Here is an 18033-nt window from a genome sequence, read left to right as displayed (position 1 = left end):
TGGCCACTAATTTAGCTATAAGAAGCCTTTATTTAGTGCTGAATCAATCTTGTAGTACTAAATATAGGTCTGATTGGTTGCAAAAAAGAGTTTTTCACCAACCTGCTAAGGAGGCGCTGATTAAATCCCTCGTCAGGAGATGGGATAATATCCCCCATCTGATCGTACCGAGACAAGCCGATGAATGCCCCCACCCAAACCAGTTTTGCCGAACTTGAATATGCCAGCAAAAAACGCCAAACCCGGCGGGAAAAATTTCTGGCGGAAATGGAGCAAGTGGTGCCCTGGACATTACTGTTGGCCCAACTCGAACCGCATTATCCGCAGAGCGGTCGCCGCGGCCGGCAACCGATGGCATTGAATCGCATGCTCCGTATCTACTGCATGCAACAATGGTTCAGCTACTCGGACCGACAAATACCCACAGGGCACAAGTGGAAGATGCACTGTATGAAATCGAGAGCATTCGGCGTTTTGCCGGTTTTGGTAGCGTTACCGAAGCGCTGCCGGACGAAACCACGATTCTCAACTTCCGTCACTGGCTGGAGAAGCACAAGTTGACGGAGGTGCTGCTATCGACGGTCAACGACCACCTGAAAAACCAAGGCCTGTTGGTCTCCAAGGGTACGATGGTCGACGCCACGATTGTTCACGCGCCGAGCTCGACCAAGAATCAGGATCAAGCACGCGATCCGGCCATGCATCAAACCAAGAAAGGCAATCAGTGGTATTTCGGGATGAAAATCCACGTCGGCGCCGACGTCAATTCAGGGGCCGTACACAGTGTAACGGTGACCTCGGCCAACACGGCTGACATCGTGGAATTACCCAAGCTGCTCCGCGAAGACGATCAAGTCATCTTTGCCGATGCCGGCTACACCAGCGACGACTACAAAAAAGGCTCGCGGCATCTGGGACTGAGCTGGTGCGTCAACGACAAGCGCAAGCCCGGCAAAAACCTGTCGAGCCGCCAGCGTAAGCGCAACCGAAAATATTCGTCGGTCCGCGCCCGTGTCGAGCACATTTTTAGGATCATCAAGTGCCAGTTCGGCTTTCGCAAGACTCGCTACCGAGGCTTGGAGAAGAACACAGCCCAGGTGAACTGGCTGGTGGCTTTGGCCAATTTGTATCTGCTGCGCCGCCAGTTGATGGCGGCCTAGGCCGAAATCCGTCTACCGTGCGCCCAAACACGGTAGACGGGAATAAAAAACGCAGGAATTGGGGCTATTTGAACGATCCGTCAGCGCATGTTTGTAAAAAATTACGCTTGGGTCGCAAGGCGCGGCTTGCGGTTTGATTTGTTCAGCGCTTCCCTAACAGGCTGGTGAAAAACTCAGCAAGCCCGCGCCACCAAGGTTTGTAATGGGTACAAACGGGTAAAGTAAGCTACCTAAATTTGGATAAACCCCAATGCACGGACACGATGCCACCCAAGAGAGCTAACCCAAAAACATTCAACGGCCTTCAAGGCCAAAGTGGTGTTAGCCGCCTTGGTAGGAGATAAACCCCTTGCTCAGTTGCCCCAGGAATTCGAGATTCATCAAAATCAGATCATCGATTGGAAGAAACGGTTGACAGAAAGCGCCGTCGAGGTGTTTGGGAAATCTGCGGAACCCGAAACGCCGCCGGTTGATTTGTAGACCTTGCGTGCCAAAATGGGCCAGTTGACGTTGGAGCATGATTTTTTACTTGTGCCCTTTGGCTGGAGGGCGGGATAGCCAAAGGGCGCAATTGGCTGAGCGCAAAGCGATGATCGACCGTCAATCGAAGCTGTCGATGGTCAGCAAGCTAAGCTATTGGGCATCATCAGCGGGCAGTGTCTATTGCAGGCCAAAACCGGCTTCGGAGCGCGATTTAGACATCATGCACCGACTCGACGAACTATACTTGAAGCACCCGCTAACTTGTGCCCCTTTGGTATGGGCGCTCGCCAGTTACGGGATCAACTGAATCGGCAAGGCATCCAGGTTGACCGCAAACATCTGAAAACTTGAATGACACAGATAGGTATCGAAGCGGTGTATGCAAGTCCAATACCAGTAAGAAAACGCCAGGCCACGAAATCTATCCCTACTAGCTGCGTGGCATGACCATCAATCATGCCAATCAGGTCTTGGCACTGGAAACGACCTATATATTCCGCTGGCGAAAGGCTTTGCCTATCTGACCGCCGCGGTCGATTGGCCAATTGCAGACTCCTGGCCGCCAAGGTCGCGGTTACTTTAGAAGCCTGCCATACTGTGGATGAGCTGGAACACGATTTCAACCACTAAGGCAAGCAGGACATCGTCAACACCGAACAAGGTAGCCAGTTTACCGCCAAGGCATTTGTCGACGCAGTGAAGAGTCAAGACTGCAACCCCTCAACAAACAACTTTTAACATAAAAAATCAATCATTTACGATCCGTAAAAAATAAAAAGTCGCCTCAAACAGCGGTTGTTTCTTGTTAACATCATTTGGCCAAATGCCGCTTACTTTGCTCTGCATGGCCGGTCGGGGCGCCTGACGGGTAATGCCTTTGTCGAACGGCTATGGCGGCCGGTCAGGTACGAACGGGTTTACGTGCATGCCTACGACTCCGTCGGCCAAGCTCGCGCCGCAACACTGGATTATTTCTAGTGGTATAACCACGACAGGGATTTCACTTTGAAATTCCGGGTTTGCTGTTCAAATAAAAGGGGCCACATCCCTACCCATACCTAATCCCATACCAAACCATCCCGACCGCCTCGTGGGCCAGCAGAAAGACGTTGGCCCAGGCCGACGGCGACGGCAGCCAGTCCAGGAAGCGGGAATCGCCGCTGCGGCCGATGAAGGCGGTCGGTGCCGGCAAGACGTTGAAGCCGGCGTTGCGGAAGGCCATTAGCGCTCGGGGCATGTGGTAGGCTTGCGTCACCAGCACGATGTTGTCGATGCCGTATTGGCGCAACAACTCGCGGCTGAAGCCGGCGTTTTCGGCGGTATTGCGGCTGTTCCGCTCCTGCCAAGCTACCGGGGTTTTGAATTCGTGGTCCAATATCGCCGCCATCAGGTCGGCTTCGGCCACATCATCCGGCGCCAGCGCGCCGCCGCCGGAGACCAATACCGGCAAGCCCAAGTCCCAGGCCAGTTTGGCCGCATAGCGCAGGCGCAGCAGGTTTCGGGGATGTAAGGTGATTTGCCCGGGATATTCGGGCGTGTCGAATTGCAGGCCGCCGCCGATCACGACCAGCGCTTGGGGCTTCGATGCCGCGACAGCCTCCGCCGTCACAGGCGGCACGCGCTCCCACCACAGCCCCAGCCGATTCACCACCACCGGCAGGCTCAGAAACCACAGCAAAATCAAACCGGTCAGCACCATGTTTCGCCCCCATTTTCGGTTACCGTACGCCAGCCCTACCAGCGCCAAAACCAACAGCGAAACCGGCGGCAGCAACAGCGCCTGTAGCGCGTAAACCAGCATTGCGGACATCACAACCTCGGTTGGGTTAGCGGCCGCCGACCCGGCGCGGCGCTTAACCGGCCAACTTGGCGATGCCGACCGCTGCCCGCAGTTGTTCGATGAACGGCCGGCTGATGGCGCGGGCTTTTTCGGCGCCTTCCTGCAATTGCTGTTCGATGTGCTCAGGCGACGCCAGCAGCGCTTCGTAACGCTCGCGCGCCGGGGCGATTTCGTCGTTGATTTTTTCGAACAACACCTGTTTCATCTCGCCCCAACCGATGCCTTCCGCATAACGCTGGCGAATCGCCTCGACTTCGTGGTGGTTGGCGAATGCCTGGTAGATACCGAACAGCGTGCAGCCTTCCGGGTCTTTCGGTTCGCCCGGTTCCAGCGAATTGGTTTTGATCTTGTTGATCAATTTGCGCAGCTTCTTTTCCGGCTCGAACAACGGGATGGTGTTGTTGTAGCTTTTGCTCATTTTGCGGCCATCCAGACCCAGCAAGGTCGCGGCATTTTCTTCCAGTACCGCTTCCGGCAGGACGAAATGCTCGCCGTAGATATGGTTGAAACGGGCGGCGATATCGCGGGCCATTTCGATGTGCTGGATTTGGTCCTTGCCGACCGGCACCTTGTTGGCGTTGAACATCAAGATATCGGCAGCCATCAGGATCGGGTAGCTGAATAAACCCATCGTGACGCCTTTGTCCGGATCGCTACCGCCGGCTTCCTCGTTTTCCGCAACCGCGGCTTTGTAGGCGTGCGCCCGATTCATCAAGCCCTTGGCGGTGACGCAGGTCAACATCCAGGTCAGTTCCAGAATTTCCGGCACGTCGGATTGGCGGTAGAACACCGCATTCGAGGTATCCAGCCCCAGCGCCAGCCAAGTCGCGGCAATCTCCAGGCTGGATTGCTTGACCCGGGCCGGCTCGCTGCATTTGATCAGCGCATGGTAATCGGCCAGAAAATAAAACGGCCGGACCTGCTCGTCCTTGCTGGCCTTGATCGCCGGCCGAATGGCTCCGGCGTAATTGCCCAAATGTGGCGTACCGGTGGTGGTGATGCCGGTAAGAACGATGGATTTAGTCATGCTGCTGCCTGCGCTATCTAAATTGAAAAGTGGCGCGATTTTACACAAATCGCCGGGGATAGTCAGGCTCGGCGCCGCCGGCAGCGGCGGGCTCGGTCAGATACGGTCGGCCAGCAGCCGGATCGGATGCATCAGTTTGCGGTCGGTTTCGCCGCGCTCGGCGTTCAGAAAAAATGCGCAACCGAAATTGGCGCTGACGGCGATGTCGGCGCCGCAACCGGCGATGGCCTGGCGTTTCAGCGTTTTAAATTGCTGGGCGTTCTCGGGATGGCTCAGCATATAGCTGCCGCCGGCGCCGCAGCAGGTCTGGTTGTCTGGCAGCGCTTCGATATTCACGCCCGGAATTTTCGCCAACAGGGCGTAAACCGCCTTGGCGTTTTTCAGCACGTTCCGTTGGCTGCAGGGTTCCTGCACGGCGATATTCAGATTCGATGCCGCCGGTTGCAACTGCTCCGGCCAGTGCTCCAGCAAGAACTCGTTGATGTCGCATAGACTGCGGCGGAACCAGCCGGAAGTCTCGCTGTCGGCGCCTTCGGCTTCGCTCAACATCGCCCCGCACCCGCTGGCCAGATAGACCACCGCTTCGACTTCCAGCGCATAAAACGCGGCGATATTGTTTTCGAGCAGAGCTGCGGCGGAGCGGCCGTTATGTTGATGGATCGCGCCGCAGCAGCCCTGCCCTTCCGGCACCACCACCTCGTAGCCGATGGCATTCAGCAATTTGATTGCCGCCTTCATGGTGGCACGGTCGAAATGTTCGGCCAGACAGCCGGTGAACAGCGCCACGCGCCCGCGCTGGCGGGCGCGCTTGCCCACCGGAAAAACACCGGCTAAACCGCCAAGCGCCGGCTCGCAGACGAGGCGCTCGGCGGCCGCCAGATTCAGTTTTTGCAACAGGCCGCTAGCCCGCAACGGCTTTTGCAGACCCGAACGCAAATACAAGGAAACCAACGGCAACAAGCTGCGCCGCCAGTTTTTATGTTCGATCAGACGCAGCGCCAATCCGGTAAGCCAGGACGGCGGCTGCAATTGCATTAGTTTGTGCCGCGCCAAATCGAACAGTTCGCCATATTTCATCCGACTCGGACACACCGTTTCGCAGGCCCGGCATTGCAGGCAGTTATCCAGATGTCCGCGTTCGTCATCGCTAATCGCCTCATCCCGCAGCACTTTTTCGATGCTGCGAATCCTCTGCCGCGGGGTTTCGGCGTCGGTTTGAAACAAACGGTAAGTCGGGCAGCCGCTCACGCACATGCCGCAGCGCATGCAATCCTGGGCTTCCGGAATATAGGGGCCGTCGCTGGCCGGATACGATGCGCCGCCGTTATCGCCGGCGTCGAGGCCGAAGTCCATGTAATCGAACACGCTAACCCTCCATCATCGTTTCGTAGGCGCGGCGCAACAAATCCATCTCGGCCGGCGGCCGGCCGCGCAGCTCGGGCAAGGTGCGCAGCCGGCAATCCAGGCTTTGCAGCAGCCGGTGCGGCGGATCGAGCAGCTTAAACCGGGCGATGTAGACGGTGACGATGCCGCCCGGCGTGTCGACCGCCTGCCGGTAACCGGCCTCGGCCTGCAACAAATCGGCCTCGAAGCCCATAAGTTTGGTGATCGCCTTGACCAGCGTCGCCGGATGAATGGTCAACGTGGCCGCTGCGCCGCTATCGTCGTCCAGCGCCGCGGATAAGGCCGGCAACGGCTGCGGAAAGCAGACGCTGCCGTTGGCTTGCTGGGCGAACAAGGTCAACGCGCTGATATCGCCTTTGTACAACAGCAGCAGCCGGTGCCGGTCGAATTCTGCCGGTATGGCCGGGCTCATGCGTTATCCGGCGGCATAGTTGTCCCACAACGATTTAAAACTGGTGTCCAGCCGCGACAGCCGGCTGTTCAATTGGTCGAGCAACGAATATTGCGGGAAGCGGGCTTTGTTGCCGGCGCCGTACCATTGCTCCATCGCCAGCGTCAGTTGCGATTTTTCGGCAAAGCAATCGGCGATCTGCTGCTTCAACCAACTGATGCTGCGTTGCGGCGCCAACTCGGCAATCCGGTAGCGCAGGCCGTTGTTGAAAATCCGCACCCCGCCGCCCTGGGCCGCGGTGTGGTAAAGCGCTTGCGGATCGACGACTTCGACCCCGGCCAGATAATCGATGCCGAACTCGTGCAGTTGCGGCAGCCAGGGTACGGTCGGCCCCATCAAAACCGTGGTCGCATGCGCGGCCAATTCGGTCAGGCGCGGAAAGGTCTTGTTGGTGATGCTGCTGCCGGTCAGAAATACCCAATCGGCCTGCGGCAGCAAGAACTCGCAGGCCGAGTCCGGCAGATCGGCGGCCGTCGGTTGCCGTTCCAACACCGTCAACAACATTTTGTCCTGGTAGCGTTCGATACCGGGATAACGGCCGATCACGACCACATGCTTGCCCTGTAACTGCGGCAGAAAATAATCGAACACCGCCAGATTGGCGTGTTCGTCGTGGCAATCCAACGCCAGCGATTCCGGCAACGGCCGGGCGTTGATGCAACTGTTGATCGCCGCCATCGCCACGGTGGCCTTGAACGGGTCCCATTCGGTAATCCAGGCCGCCAAATCGGTAACCGGCTTGCCGACCAAACTCCCGGACCAAGCTAAGGTGCGGGTGGCATGCCCCGGACTCATCGCCAGCCCGGCCGTGGCCTTGCCCTGGCTCTGGCATACGGTCCACACCAGACCTATCATCAGATTGTCCACCACGGCATCGCTGCTGCAATAATCCAACAGCAATTCGTACAAGCGTTTGGGATTAGCCATCGCGCCTCCTTATTGCGGCGTGTCCAACAATTTTGCTTCGGTTTTGATGTCGTCCTGCCGACCCCAGGCATTGATCGCCTCGACGAACCAGCGCTTCTTGGTCGGATGCGGCTTGACCACATCGTATTCGGCATAAAAACTGCCGTCGCCGTGGAATTTGATCTGGCCGATACGTTGTTTGCCGGCGTTGTACCAGTAACCGACCAGATCCCGGCTCTGGGTAAACGGATCGGTGACCAGACTGAACACCGCGGCGTCGAAATCGGGCAAACTCAAATCGGTCTGCAACGGAAAACCCAGCTTGACGATGTTTTCGGTCATGCGCTGGCACACTGCCTTACCGAAGCCGCGTTTGGCTTCCAGGTGTTGCTGCAATTCGTCGCTCATGCCGCCTCCTCGGCCAACACTTCGGCCAAATGCATGATCACCGAGCCGCCGGAGCGATCCAGCGGGTCCAGTTGCCGCAGCACGGCTAACACCAACCGGGCCTCGTCTTCCAGCTGCCGGCGCAAGCGGATGAAACCCAGGGCTTTCAAGCTGTACAGGTAAAACAGGCAGACGTCGCTGGCATACATATCCCATTGCCCGGCTTCGGCCGCCAATTGCCGGTAATCGGCCGGAAAGCCGCCTTGCCGCGCCGATTCCGCCAGTGCCGCCAGGGCTTCGCGCTCGGCTTCGGCCAAACGGCCCTGGTAGAAATAAAACTTGTACAGCGCAAAATAGGTCTGCAGGCAGGCCGGATCGAGCTGTTGCGCCTGCTGGAAGTATTTCTCCGCCAGCGCTTTATCGGCATGGCTGGCCGCCACCGCCATTTGCAGCAGCTTGTTCACCGCCTCGGGCACGTCCGGGCTGAACAGCACCCGCTCTTCCAGAAACGACACTCCGGCCATGGCTTACCAAACCTCTGCCGGGACTTGCAAAGCCTCGACCGGCGCACCGCCCAACAAATGCTGCTCGATGATGGTTTTGACATCGTCTTTGGTGACTTTGCCGTACATGACCCCTTCCGGGTAAACCAGCACGCTCGGGCCGAGCGTGCACGGCCCCATACAACCGGTATTGGTCAAACCGATTTTCTCGAACAAATTCCGAGCCTGGATTTGGTTCATGAACTCATTCATCACCTCGGCACAACCGCTGGCCGAGCAGGACCCGCGCGGATGGCCTTGCGGACGGGCTTGAGTACAGACGAATACGTGTTTTTCGGGGCGTGGCATAGTGAGATTCCTTATCTAGTCTGCTTTAAATAATTAGGTGTCGCTATCGCGACAGATTTTTTTGGTGTCGGGTCTCGGCCCGACAGCCGAGATACTTTCTTTTGCGTCGCCAAAAGAAAGTATCCAAAGAAAAGGCGCCCCGGATGCCGCTTATTCCCTGCGCTCCTCGCTTTTGAACGGGGTTGCCGAAAGGGGCTTCCTGCCCCTTCGGCAACGCGATGCATCCCTGCATCGCCCCTACGGGCTGCTCACTCGGGTACATCCATGTACCTCGCCCTTCGGGTGCTACGCATGCAAATCGGCCATCCTGCCGATTTGTCCGTTCAAAAGCTCCGGTGCTCGGCGCGGCATACGGGACAAAAACCATCAGCCGCTAAGCTGTCCAACCAAAAAATCAAAATGTAGGATGTGCTGAACGCAGTGAAGCGCATCGGTCGCGAACGCTGCGCGGCCTATAGTCGGCAACATCCCATGCTTCGTTCAATCCTGCATAGTAGACAAATCCCCCTATGCCGCGCCAAGCACCGGAGCGTTTATCGAGAACAGCCCGAAGGGGTGTGGCAAGGATGCCGCACGTCGGCGGAGGGGCTGGGAAGCCCCTTCTGCCGACCCTCGATAAACGCTGCGGGGCGCAGGATCAAAGCGGCATCGGGGTGTCGTTTCTTTTGGATACTTTTCTTTGGACAAGCAAAGAAAAGTATCGCGGTTGTCGGTCCGAGAACCGACATACAAAACAACCGTCGCGCCAGCGACACATCACCCTCATCACCGCGTGGGCACAAAAACCGTGCCCACCCTACGCTCAAATCAAGTAATCAAGCCGCAGCCTTATGCTGATGCGTAAAACAATCCTTCGGACAAACTTTGGAGCAGGCCTCGCAACCGATGCAGTCGGCCGCGTTTTTCAGGCTCATCACCATACTGTTGTCGTCGTCCTCGAAATCCTCGTAATCGTCGTCGGCCGCGTCGGCCAGCGCCTCGTCTTTTTCGACCAGATCGAACACGTCCCGCGGGCAAACTTTGAAGCAACGGCCGCAGCCGATACAAGCGCGCTGGTTAATGTCGGTCACGTAAGACGGCGTCCAGACGCTGCCGCCGAAGGTTACGCCGGTTACAAATTCGCTCATCGTTCCTCCTAGGCTGAAGTGGTGCTGGCCGCCAAGAATTTCTTGTTGGCTTCGTCCCAGGCCTTGCAGGCATCGTAAGTGGCTTGCGCCACGCCCATCAGTTCGCCGTAGGCATCCGGCAACCGGTCTTCGATCAGGTCGTGCAGCACCGACGCCGCCTCGTTGGCCAGGCGTTTGGTTTTCTTCACTTCTTTTTCCAAGGCTTTAATGTCTTCGTCGCTCATAATTCACCTCAAGCTTCGGCCACTTCTCTATATTGCTCGATCAAGCTCACGGCTTTGTCCAGAATCTTTTCGGTCTTCTCGTTCAATTCTTCCAAACTGCCGAAACCGAAGCGGTGCACGTCGCGCAGCACTTTATCGACCGCAATCAATTTGCCGACCAGCACCAGCGCCCGGCCGAAACCTTCGTGGGTGATATTGATCACCGGCACCGCCATCAAACCGGTGCGTTTTTCCACCAGCGACGCAATGGCGTTGTAGTAGGCCTTGACCCGAGCCAGCGTGATTTCGTCAGGGTCGCCGACGATAGGAATCTCGCGTTTACGTTCCTTGGTCATAATCAAAGGGTCGATGATTTTTTCCTCGGACCAGCCTTCGTAGGTATCGTAGGTATCCATCGCCCGAAGCTGCTTCAGCATTTCGACGACGATGTCCGAAGTCATCAAGGGATCGCCGGCTTCGACGACAAGTGCGGGTTGGGACATGGTGGTTCTCCTATTTTGAAGTATCAAATCGATTCAACGGCTTCTGCTATAGCCAAGCCCTTTCCCGTATGCCGCGCCGAGCACCGTTGCGTTTATCGAGAACCGCCCGCAGGGGCGCCGCAAGGATGCGGCGCGGCGGCGGAGGGGCTGGGAAGCCCCTTCTGCCGACCCTCGATAAACGCAACGGAGCGCAGGGAAAAAGCGGCATCCGGGTGTCTTTTCTTTTGGATACTTTTCTTTGGACAAGCAAAGAAAAGTATCTCGGCTGTCGGGCCGAGACCCGACGTCTAACTAATCCGTCGCGATAGCGACACAAAACCTGTTTTCGGTGTGGGCACAAAAACCGTGCCCACCCTACGCCTCAAACCTTCCGGTGCTCGGCGCGGCATACGGGACTAAAACCCTCCCGAATTCTCAACACCCACTGCACTATTTATTGATCCGGCCTTTAGGTATTTGGACCGTTAGTGCTGAACTTGTCGAAGCACAAGCACGCTCTGGACATGCTCAATACCCAAACTACATATAAGCAAACGGGTATTGCTCTATTCATCCCAGCCCTCATCCTCCATCGCATTGAACCGGTCCGGATTCGGCCCTTTATGCTGGTTGATGGCCTTGGCCAGCCAGGTCGAGGGACCGGCTTTCATTTCGTGCTGCAAGTCGCCGATCAAATCCTTGATCGTGGCGCCTTCCTGGACCTTGATCGGCTGGATGCCCTGGGCGACGATCTGCTTGATGGCCGAGGCGCCGATGGCTTGGCAGTAGACCGCCGCGCAACCTTCCAACAACTGAATCTTCACCGACAATTTGTCCTCGTTGCCGTCTTGCGCCAGTTCGCCGAACTGGGCGGCTTCCAGCATTTCCGACTGTTCCGGGTCGACGGCATAGACCGCGAACGATTTGGCGGAACCGAAATGCTGGTTGACGTGCACCATGTCGGTGGTGGCAAAAGCGACTTTTATCGCGGTTTCCATAGGCATCCTCTGTTCTGGGGCATGCAAGACCTGCATGCGGCGTGCTAATGACATGACGGCGAACAAGCTTGGCGTTCGGATTCCGGCTTCTGCGCGTACGGCGAAAAGTAAGGCTCGATTTCTTCGTGCGCGAAATTGATGACCAGATTGGCCAGATCGAACAGGGTTTGGCGAGAACCGCGGTAGCCGATCCAGGTTTTCTGGTAGCCGCCGATGATGTCGTATAACGGAAAGCCGACCCGCAGAATCGGAATGCCCAAACGCTCGGCGCTGGCGACCGCATGCGAGTTGCCGATCAGCAGTTGCGCCTTGTGTTCGCGGGCTAGGTTTTCCAAATCTTCGAGGTCGCCAATTTTGACGCTGGCCACCGGCATCGTTGCCAGTACCGGCGCATTAGCGGCGGCCACGGCGGCAACCACCTCGGCGCCCATGCCGGTTACCAGATGCGCCAACGCGTTCAGTTGATCGGGATCGCCGGCTATCGCCACCCGCAATTGGCCGAGCATGAAATGAGTATCCAGCATCGCGTCCTGCAATTGCGCCCGTTGGCGTTCGATCTTGCCCGGCACCGGCATTTCGCTGATGTCGGCCAGCGCGCAAATCAAGGCATCGTTGGCTTGCAAACCGTACAGATGGTCGAAGAAATGGCTGGGCACGCCGGTTTTTTCCTGCAACAGCTCGCCGGCTTTGCGCAGCGACGCGCCGACCACCAGCGTGGCGCGGGCCTCGCCCAGCGTTTTCAGTTCCGACACCGGGGTACCGCCTATCGTCACCGGCGAAAAATCGTCGTCGGTCAAACTGCCGTCCAGCGAATCGGAGATGTCCGGCACCAGCACCGGCCGCAAATTGAATTGCTCGATCAGATCGCGCAAGGCCTCCAAATCGCCCGGCGTCAACATCGGGCTGGCCAGCACGTTGACCTGGCGCTGGCGGTTACCGGGCTTGGTGCCGGCCTGCTCGGCATCCGGTACCAGACTGCGCACGATTTCGGTCAGCGTCGCCGCATAGCCGGTTTCGACGCATCCGGTAAAATCCGGCGTATTGACCACCACGACCGCAACATGGTCGTATTCGGGATATTTAGCGCGGAACTCGCGCAAGTTGCGCTGCACGTCGCAGCCCTGGGTTTCGGCCAGGCCGGTGGTCAATACTGCAATCAAGGCCGGATTGGACTTCTCGGCGATGATTTTGATGCCCTCGATCACGTTCTCGTCGGCGCCGAGTACCGAACTGGCCTGGTCCATCGCCGTGGTTTGCAACGGAATCGGTTCGCGGAAGTGGCGCACGAAAAACACTTTGGCAAACGCGGTGCAGCCTTGCGAGCCGTGCAGCATCGGGATTGCCCTATCGAAACCCAGGCAAGCCAACGAGCCGCCGGTGGGTTGGCTGGCTTTTAAAGGACTTACCGACAGGGCTTTATTGCGTTTCAGGATTTCGGCCATGGCGAAGTACCCGGCTAAGCAGCGACGGATTCGGACGCTGTAGGGTACGCATCGCGTACCTCAGCCAATTCGGTAAGCGATGCGTACCCTACGGATTTCGAGGCCCGCCACGGCGCCGGCGCCCGAACCGCTTCCCAGACCGGGCTTTCCAGGGTCAGCGCCAATTGCCGGACCAGTTCCAGCATGCCTTGGTAGCCTTCGTAACCGAATTCGCGCTCCTGGTTGATGTCCAGGAATGGGATGCGCGCCTTCAACGCGGTATACATATTGCGGCCGCCGGCGATCAGAATGTCGGCTTTGTAGTCGCGCACGACTTTTAACAACGCCTTCGGGCTGCCGTCTTCGATCATCAGCGTGTCTTCGCCCATCAATTCTCGAATCCGGGCTTTGTCTTCTTCGGTCGATTTTTTGGTGCCGGTGGCGACGACGACCATGCCCAAGTCTTGCAGCGCCGAAATTACCGACCAGCTTTTGACGCCGCCGGTAAACAGCAATACCCGCTTGCCTTTCAGGCGTTCGCGCCACGGCGCCAAGGCTGCGCGGATCCGATTTTCCTCGCGGGCGATGATGGATTCGGTGCGGGCGGTCAAATCCGGATCGGCTATGATGCGGGCGAAATCGCGCAAGGCTTGGCTGGTGTCGGTAATGCCGTAGAAACTGCCCTCGAACCAGGGAATTTGGTATTGCTGCTCCAGTTTGCGCGCCACGTTGATCATGGCTTTGGAGCAGACCATCATATTGACTTCGGCCTTGTGCATGGTTTGCACTTCGCGGAAGCGGGCGTCGCCGGACAGGGTACACAAGACGCGCAAGCCCATTTCGTCGAGCAGCGGCAACACGTGCCAGAACTCGCCGGCAATGTTGTATTCGCCGACCAAGTTGACGTCGTGGATTTTGATGCCGGCTTTTTCCGCTGCTATCGCTGCCGGCGGCAACGGATCGGGGTCGCGAGTCCCGACCACGTATTTGATCATCGCATCGGCGGCGATACGGTTACCCAGGTTTTTGGTGCCGTAAAAGCCGGCCGCGTCGATCGGCACCACCGGCACGCCCCAACGCTCGCTGGCTTCTTTGCAGGTGGCGTTGATGTCGTCGCCGACCAGGGCCGGCACGCAGGTGTTATAGATGAATACCGCCGGCGGGTTAAAGCTTTCTACCGCTTGCTTTATGGCATGGAACAGGCGTTTTTCCGAGCGGCCCATGACGATGTCCTGCTCGGTCAGGTCGGTGGTCATGCCGATCCGGTACAGGCCCGGCCCGGACGAGCGGGTGCCGCGGTTGTCCCAGGAGCTGCCGGCACAAGCGATCGGGCCGTGCACGATATGGGCGACGTCGGCAATCGGTAACAATGCGATTTGGGCGCCGTCGAAGGCACAACCGCCGGCGGCCGAGCCGGGTTTGGGTTTGGCGCAGCCGGATTTTTCCTTCTTGTTATGCTCGCAAGCCGGTTCGTCCAGCATTTCGGCAATGTCTTTGGTCGATTTCATGGCACAACCCCAAGTTTTTTGTAAAACCTTTTGCAACCGGTGTGCCAACTACCAAATCCATATTTTTCAAAGGCTTGTCTGGATTTTTTTTGTAGCAAACCCGACAATCGGCAAACGCGACCAGACAAAGTGGCGTCCGCTTTCGCCGGGCTTATACTTGCGCCCATAGCCTAACCATCCTGCACTCTGCCGATGAGACCGAACCGCAAACCGCACCGCTATAACCAAGGCCAAACCCTGTCGCCGTGGCGGGAGGCGTTGAACCAAATCATTTTCGGCTCGGAAACCGCTGCCGGCCGGACTTTCGACATTCTGTTGATCGTCGCCATCCTGCTCAGCATCGGCGTGGTGATGCTGGACAGCGTGGCACATATCCAACAGCGTTACGCGGACGTGCTGTTTCGGGCGGAGTGGGCGTTCACGGCGTTGTTCACGCTGGAATACCTGCTGCGGTTGGTCTGCGTGCGCCGACCCTGGCTGTATATCCGCAGCTTTTTCGGCATCATCGACTTGCTTTCGATTCTGCCGGCTTATCTGGGCTTGCTGCTGCCGGGCACCGGCTACATGCTAACGCTGCGGATATTGCGGCTGTTGCGGATTTTCCGGATTCTGAAGCTCTCCCAATATCTGGACGAAGCCAATGTCCTGACCGTCGCCTTGGCCAATAGCTTTCGTAAAATCACGGTATTTCTGTATGCGGTGTTGACGCTGGTCGTGGTTTTCGGCGCGCTGATGTATGTGGTGGAAGGCCCGCAAGCCGGCTTTACCAGTATTCCGAAAGCGGTGTATTGGGCCATCGTCACGATCACCACCGTCGGTTACGGCGACATTGCCCCGAAAACGGCTTTGGGGCAGTTGATCGCGTCCACCATCATGATCATGGGTTACGGCATCATCGCCGTGCCGACCGGCATTTACAGCGCCGAATTGATCAACAGCCACAACAACCGCGGCCTGGACAATCGGGCCTGCGCCAACTGCGGTGCGGTCGGACACGATTTCGACGCGGCGCATTGCAAGTACTGCGGCGAGCGGATCGGCGCTTGACCGTCAACGCTGAACCCGGTCGTCGCGCTCGCGCATCAGCCAGTAGACGCAGCCCAACGCCAACAACGCGCCGGATAAGGCGGCAATGTCGGCGGCCACCAAGTGCTTGGTATCGAGCACGATGAATTTGCGGCTGATCGCCAGGATCGCGATCAGAATCACCGTTTTGACCTGAATGATGCTGTCGCGGCGAGCGACGACGCGCAAGATCGAGTGCTTGAATTCCATAGCGATCAGCAAGGTCATGATCATGCCGAACAAGGCTTGGAACACGCCGGGGTCGGTGGGGTCGGCGGCTTCGAGCAAGGTCGCCAATACTTTGAGCGCCAAACGGTACAACGCGCTGACGATCACCAGCGAAATCAGCGCCACCAGCACCAGCGCCACGCACTGCTCGAATTTTTCGTAAAACGACAGCAGTTTCCATTCTTCGTGCGGCCAGGCCGCCGGCAGGGACGGCCTGGCATCGGCGCCGTCCGGCGGACGTTGGCTACGCCCGCCGGTAGCGGATTCGGCAACCTCTGTATTCATCGGCCGCGGATTAAGCGATCGGCAAGGTGGCTTGCGCCGGGGCCGGGTTCAGCACCTGGCCGACGTTGTCGATTTCGATGCGGCGCGGTTTCATCGCCTCCGGCACGCGTTTTACCAGACTTACGGTCAGCAAACCGTCGCGGTAGTGGGCGCCGCATACTTCGGTATGTTCGGCCAGATTGAAACGGCGTTCGAAATTGCGGCTGACAATGCCTTGGTGCAGAAAGCGGCGCTTGCCGGCGTCTTGCGGTTTCTCGCCTTTGACGGTCAGTACGTTGTTTTCGGTTTCTATCAGCAACTGCTCCGGACTGAACCCAGGCACCGCCAAACTGATGGTAAATTGGTTGTCGCCGACCGCTTCGATATCGAAGGCCGGATAATCGTGATTGGGCCGATCGCTTTGCAAAATCCCGTCCAGCATTGCGGCCCATGGCGCCAAACCCAGGTTGGGACGGTAAATCGGCGTATATTCGACTCTCATGGCATTTTCCCCCCAATTCAAGATATGCATTTGAAAACACTGGTTTTTACCGAGCCGTCCGGCCCGGACACCGAGAATTTAGGGGCTATGAGAGAAACTTCAAGAGCGCTGGCGCCGAATTTTTTTCGGGCGGGAAACGGCAAAAAGACCTAACCGCCAAACCCGCGGCGGTTAGGCTAGAGGGAACAAACTAAAACGCGCAGCCGGGTTTTACGCCAAGCTTTTTCAGGATAATCGCCAACGGGCAAAAGCCGGTAAACGAGGCTTGCAATAAATTGGCGCCGACGAAGGCGGTAAACCACAACCAATTTGGCGAATGCCAATGCGCCAATGCCAGGCTAGCCAGAATAAACGAGCCGGCAAACGCCATCACCATCCGATCGATAGACATAAGCAGCTCCTATTTCAGGCGCACGACGCCCATGAATTTCAGCATCATCCGTTCGTAGAACGGCTCGCTGATACCTTTTCTGACTTTGCGCATGAAGTATTTTTCGAACGCGATTTTGGCCAGATGCACCCATTTGCCGTGTTGCGACCAGGTGGTATTGCGCGGCGGTATCTGCGGCACCGCCAAGAATGCCACGCCGGTATCGCCCAGATCTGCCAGACACAGCGCGCTCAAGCTCGGCTTGTCGGACGGTGGCTTGCCGGCCAGTTCGTCGCGGATGTTGTGGGCGGTCGCGGTCACCATCGATTCGATCATGTAACCGGTTTTCGGGGTACCGACCGGCACCGGGGTTTTTTCCACCGGCGGCAAGGCTACGCAGACGCCGACCGAATAAATGTTTTTATAGGTCGGATTGCGCTGGTGTTCGTCGACGATGACGAAGCCGCGCGGATTGGTCAGGCCTTCCGCGCCGCTATTGCGCACCGCATCGACGCCGGTAAAGGCCGGCAGCATCATCGAATGCTTGAACGGCAGCTCGTGCTTCTTCTTTTCGTTGCCGTCGTCGTCGACTTCGGTGATATACATCATGCCGGCTTCGATCTTGTCGACCTTGGCATTGGTGATCCATTTGATGGTCTTGTCGCGCAACGCGCTTTCCAACAAGCCTTTGGTGTCGCCGACGCCGCCCAGACCCAGATGGCCGATATAAGGCTCGGAAGTGACGAAAGTCATCGGTACCTTGTCGCGGATTTTGCGTTTCCGCAATTCGGTTTCGATGATCATCATGTATTCGTAGGCCGGACCGAAGCAGGAAGCGCCTTGCACCGCACCGATCACGATCGGGCCGGGATCGGCCATGAAGCGGTCCCAGTCTTCGGCTGCCAATGCGGCGTGGTCGACGTGGCAAACCGAAGATGTGTGGCCGCCGTGGGGGCCCAGGCCCGGTACTTCGTCGAAGGCCAAACGCGGACCGGTAGCGATGACCAGATAGTCGTATTCCACGGCACTGCCGTCGGCCAGATCGACTTTATTGTTTAGCGGATCGACCTTGGTAGCGGCCTTTTGGATGAAGGTGATGCCTTTTTTTGCCATCACCGGCGCCAGTTCGATTTTCAAATCTTCCGGTTTGCGCCATTTCGGCGGCACCCAAGGATTGGACGGCACGAAATGGAAAGTCGGCGAATCGGAAATCACCACCACTTCGTGCTCCTTGCCAACCGTTTCCTTCATTTCGTAAGCCATCGGTACACCACCGATGCCTGCACCCAACACTACGATTCTTGCCATGACATTCTCCTCGCTGATATTCAGATAGACACGAAATTGCGGTTTATT

20 protein-coding genes and 1 pseudogene are annotated in these 18033 nt (G+C 57.6%); 2 read left to right on the top strand and 19 right to left on the bottom strand.

Translation table 11 applies throughout. From position 1 onward, the window contains the following. The first annotated feature begins 180 nt into the window (after positions 1-180). Positions 181-1160 (top strand): annotated as a pseudogene (locus tag VXJ35_RS05125) (IS5 family transposase). Positions 1161-1481: 321 nt separating this feature from the next. On the opposite strand, the gene VXJ35_RS05120 reads toward VXJ35_RS05125, so the two are convergent. From VXJ35_RS05120 to nifE, 15 genes are all read right to left on the bottom strand, one after another. Beyond that, on the bottom strand, positions 1482-1679 hold the full coding sequence (locus VXJ35_RS05120; protein WP_064020737.1) for a hypothetical protein: 198 nt from the start codon (positions 1677-1679) through the stop codon (positions 1482-1484). Between the two features lie 1012 nt (positions 1680-2691). After that, entirely contained in the window at positions 2692-3453 is a 762-nt protein-coding gene (locus VXJ35_RS05115) for a YdcF family protein (protein WP_064020736.1), read from the bottom strand. Positions 3454-3496: 43 nt separating this feature from the next. Further along, positions 3497-4510 (bottom strand): tryptophan--tRNA ligase, encoded by a 1014-nt coding sequence (locus VXJ35_RS05110; RefSeq protein ID WP_064020735.1) that lies wholly within the window; start codon positions 4508-4510, stop codon positions 3497-3499. Between the two features lie 96 nt (positions 4511-4606). Then, complete coding sequence (locus VXJ35_RS05105) at positions 4607-5875, bottom strand: (Fe-S)-binding protein (protein ID WP_082880805.1); 1269 nt, start codon at positions 5873-5875, stop codon at positions 4607-4609. Position 5876: 1 nt separating this feature from the next. Further along, complete coding sequence (locus tag VXJ35_RS05100) at positions 5877-6326, bottom strand: hypothetical protein (protein WP_064020734.1); 450 nt, start codon at positions 6324-6326, stop codon at positions 5877-5879. 3 nt (positions 6327-6329) lie between these two features. Continuing rightward, complete coding sequence (locus tag VXJ35_RS05095; protein ID WP_054759428.1) at positions 6330-7292, bottom strand: DUF364 domain-containing protein; 963 nt, start codon at positions 7290-7292, stop codon at positions 6330-6332. A gap of 9 nt (positions 7293-7301) precedes the next feature. Continuing rightward, on the bottom strand, positions 7302-7679 hold the full coding sequence (locus VXJ35_RS05090; RefSeq protein WP_064020733.1) for a hypothetical protein: 378 nt from the start codon (positions 7677-7679) through the stop codon (positions 7302-7304). Then, positions 7676-8182 carry a hypothetical protein gene (locus tag VXJ35_RS05085; protein WP_064020732.1) on the bottom strand — a complete coding sequence of 169 codons (507 nt, stop codon included), beginning with the start codon at positions 8180-8182 and terminating at the stop codon, positions 7676-7678. The genes VXJ35_RS05090 and VXJ35_RS05085 overlap by 4 nt, the downstream gene beginning before the upstream one ends. A 3-nt stretch (positions 8183-8185) precedes the next feature. Then, the gene (locus tag VXJ35_RS05080) at positions 8186-8509 is read right to left on the bottom strand and encodes a ferredoxin (RefSeq protein WP_064020731.1); all 324 of its coding nucleotides are present in this window, start codon (positions 8507-8509) and stop codon (positions 8186-8188) included. 815 nt (positions 8510-9324) lie between these two features. After that, complete coding sequence (gene fdxB / locus VXJ35_RS05075) at positions 9325-9636, bottom strand: ferredoxin III, nif-specific (protein ID WP_064020730.1); 312 nt, start codon at positions 9634-9636, stop codon at positions 9325-9327. A gap of 8 nt (positions 9637-9644) precedes the next feature. Further along, positions 9645-9860 (bottom strand): CCE_0567 family metalloprotein, encoded by a 216-nt coding sequence (locus VXJ35_RS05070; RefSeq protein WP_054759422.1) that lies wholly within the window; start codon positions 9858-9860, stop codon positions 9645-9647. Positions 9861-9868: 8 nt separating this feature from the next. Then, positions 9869-10342 (bottom strand): NifX-associated nitrogen fixation protein, encoded by a 474-nt coding sequence (locus VXJ35_RS05065; RefSeq protein WP_064020729.1) that lies wholly within the window; start codon positions 10340-10342, stop codon positions 9869-9871. 545 nt (positions 10343-10887) lie between these two features. Further along, the gene (gene nifX / locus VXJ35_RS05060) at positions 10888-11319 is read right to left on the bottom strand and encodes a nitrogen fixation protein NifX (RefSeq protein WP_082880803.1); all 432 of its coding nucleotides are present in this window, start codon (positions 11317-11319) and stop codon (positions 10888-10890) included. A 44-nt stretch (positions 11320-11363) separates the two neighbouring features. Further along, positions 11364-12761, bottom strand: coding sequence for a nitrogenase iron-molybdenum cofactor biosynthesis protein NifN (gene nifN / locus VXJ35_RS05055; RefSeq protein ID WP_064020727.1), 1398 nt, complete (start codon positions 12759-12761; stop codon positions 11364-11366). Positions 12762-12775: 14 nt separating this feature from the next. Beyond that, positions 12776-14248 (bottom strand): nitrogenase iron-molybdenum cofactor biosynthesis protein NifE, encoded by a 1473-nt coding sequence (gene nifE, locus VXJ35_RS05050; protein ID WP_064020726.1) that lies wholly within the window; start codon positions 14246-14248, stop codon positions 12776-12778. A gap of 192 nt (positions 14249-14440) precedes the next feature. Here nifE and VXJ35_RS05045 point away from each other — a divergent pair, with 192 nt between their 5' ends. Beyond that, complete coding sequence (locus VXJ35_RS05045) at positions 14441-15295, top strand: ion transporter (RefSeq protein ID WP_064020725.1); 855 nt, start codon at positions 14441-14443, stop codon at positions 15293-15295. 3 nt (positions 15296-15298) lie between these two features. Here the strand turns inward: VXJ35_RS05045 and VXJ35_RS05040 are convergent, their stop codons facing one another. The 4 genes from VXJ35_RS05040 to VXJ35_RS05025 form a co-directional block, all read right to left on the bottom strand. Then, positions 15299-15826, bottom strand: a complete 528-nt coding sequence (locus VXJ35_RS05040; protein ID WP_082880802.1) for a phosphate-starvation-inducible PsiE family protein — start codon at positions 15824-15826, stop codon at positions 15299-15301. A 10-nt stretch (positions 15827-15836) separates the two neighbouring features. Next, positions 15837-16307 (bottom strand): Hsp20 family protein, encoded by a 471-nt coding sequence (locus VXJ35_RS05035; protein ID WP_054759439.1) that lies wholly within the window; start codon positions 16305-16307, stop codon positions 15837-15839. Between the two features lie 190 nt (positions 16308-16497). Continuing rightward, positions 16498-16698, bottom strand: coding sequence for a DUF2892 domain-containing protein (locus VXJ35_RS05030; RefSeq protein WP_054759414.1), 201 nt, complete (start codon positions 16696-16698; stop codon positions 16498-16500). A gap of 9 nt (positions 16699-16707) precedes the next feature. After that, positions 16708-17985, bottom strand: coding sequence for an NAD(P)/FAD-dependent oxidoreductase (locus VXJ35_RS05025; protein ID WP_064020724.1), 1278 nt, complete (start codon positions 17983-17985; stop codon positions 16708-16710). Between the last annotated feature and the right edge of the window lie 48 nt (positions 17986-18033).

Source organism: Methylomonas sp. DH-1, assembly GCF_046097555.1.
In the GTDB taxonomy this organism is placed as follows: domain Bacteria; phylum Pseudomonadota; class Gammaproteobacteria; order Methylococcales; family Methylomonadaceae; genus Methylomonas; species Methylomonas koyamae.
The sequence above is the reverse complement of the archived record's forward strand: the minus strand, read 5'-3'. Positions and strand labels throughout refer to the sequence as shown.

What these genes read in the sequence shown, in the direction of transcription:
- VXJ35_RS05120 (WP_064020737.1), bottom strand. Translation starts at nt 1,679, where the DNA reads ATGCTCCAACGTCAACTGGCCCATTTTGGCACGCAAGGTCTACAAATC.
- VXJ35_RS05115 (WP_064020736.1), bottom strand. Translation starts at nt 3,453, where the DNA reads ATGTCCGCAATGCTGGTTTACGCGCTACAGGCGCTGTTGCTGCCGCCG.
- VXJ35_RS05110 (WP_064020735.1), bottom strand. Translation starts at nt 4,510, where the DNA reads ATGACTAAATCCATCGTTCTTACCGGCATCACCACCACCGGTACGCCA.
- VXJ35_RS05100 (WP_064020734.1), bottom strand. Translation starts at nt 6,326, where the DNA reads ATGAGCCCGGCCATACCGGCAGAATTCGACCGGCACCGGCTGCTGCTG.
- VXJ35_RS05095 (WP_054759428.1), bottom strand. Translation starts at nt 7,292, where the DNA reads ATGGCTAATCCCAAACGCTTGTACGAATTGCTGTTGGATTATTGCAGC.
- VXJ35_RS05090 (WP_064020733.1), bottom strand. Translation starts at nt 7,679, where the DNA reads ATGAGCGACGAATTGCAGCAACACCTGGAAGCCAAACGCGGCTTCGGT.
- VXJ35_RS05085 (WP_064020732.1), bottom strand. Translation starts at nt 8,182, where the DNA reads ATGGCCGGAGTGTCGTTTCTGGAAGAGCGGGTGCTGTTCAGCCCGGAC.
- VXJ35_RS05080 (WP_064020731.1), bottom strand. Translation starts at nt 8,509, where the DNA reads ATGCCACGCCCCGAAAAACACGTATTCGTCTGTACTCAAGCCCGTCCG.
- fdxB (WP_064020730.1), bottom strand. Translation starts at nt 9,636, where the DNA reads ATGAGCGAATTTGTAACCGGCGTAACCTTCGGCGGCAGCGTCTGGACG.
- VXJ35_RS05070 (WP_054759422.1), bottom strand. Translation starts at nt 9,860, where the DNA reads ATGAGCGACGAAGACATTAAAGCCTTGGAAAAAGAAGTGAAGAAAACC.
- VXJ35_RS05065 (WP_064020729.1), bottom strand. Translation starts at nt 10,342, where the DNA reads ATGTCCCAACCCGCACTTGTCGTCGAAGCCGGCGATCCCTTGATGACT.
- nifX (WP_082880803.1), bottom strand. Translation starts at nt 11,319, where the DNA reads ATGGAAACCGCGATAAAAGTCGCTTTTGCCACCACCGACATGGTGCAC.
- nifN (WP_064020727.1), bottom strand. Translation starts at nt 12,761, where the DNA reads ATGGCCGAAATCCTGAAACGCAATAAAGCCCTGTCGGTAAGTCCTTTA.
- nifE (WP_064020726.1), bottom strand. Translation starts at nt 14,248, where the DNA reads ATGAAATCGACCAAAGACATTGCCGAAATGCTGGACGAACCGGCTTGC.
- VXJ35_RS05045 (WP_064020725.1), top strand. Translation starts at nt 14,441, where the DNA reads ATGAGACCGAACCGCAAACCGCACCGCTATAACCAAGGCCAAACCCTG.
- VXJ35_RS05040 (WP_082880802.1), bottom strand. Translation starts at nt 15,826, where the DNA reads ATGAATACAGAGGTTGCCGAATCCGCTACCGGCGGGCGTAGCCAACGT.
- VXJ35_RS05035 (WP_054759439.1), bottom strand. Translation starts at nt 16,307, where the DNA reads ATGAGAGTCGAATATACGCCGATTTACCGTCCCAACCTGGGTTTGGCG.
- VXJ35_RS05030 (WP_054759414.1), bottom strand. Translation starts at nt 16,698, where the DNA reads ATGTCTATCGATCGGATGGTGATGGCGTTTGCCGGCTCGTTTATTCTG.
- VXJ35_RS05025 (WP_064020724.1), bottom strand. Translation starts at nt 17,985, where the DNA reads ATGGCAAGAATCGTAGTGTTGGGTGCAGGCATCGGTGGTGTACCGATG.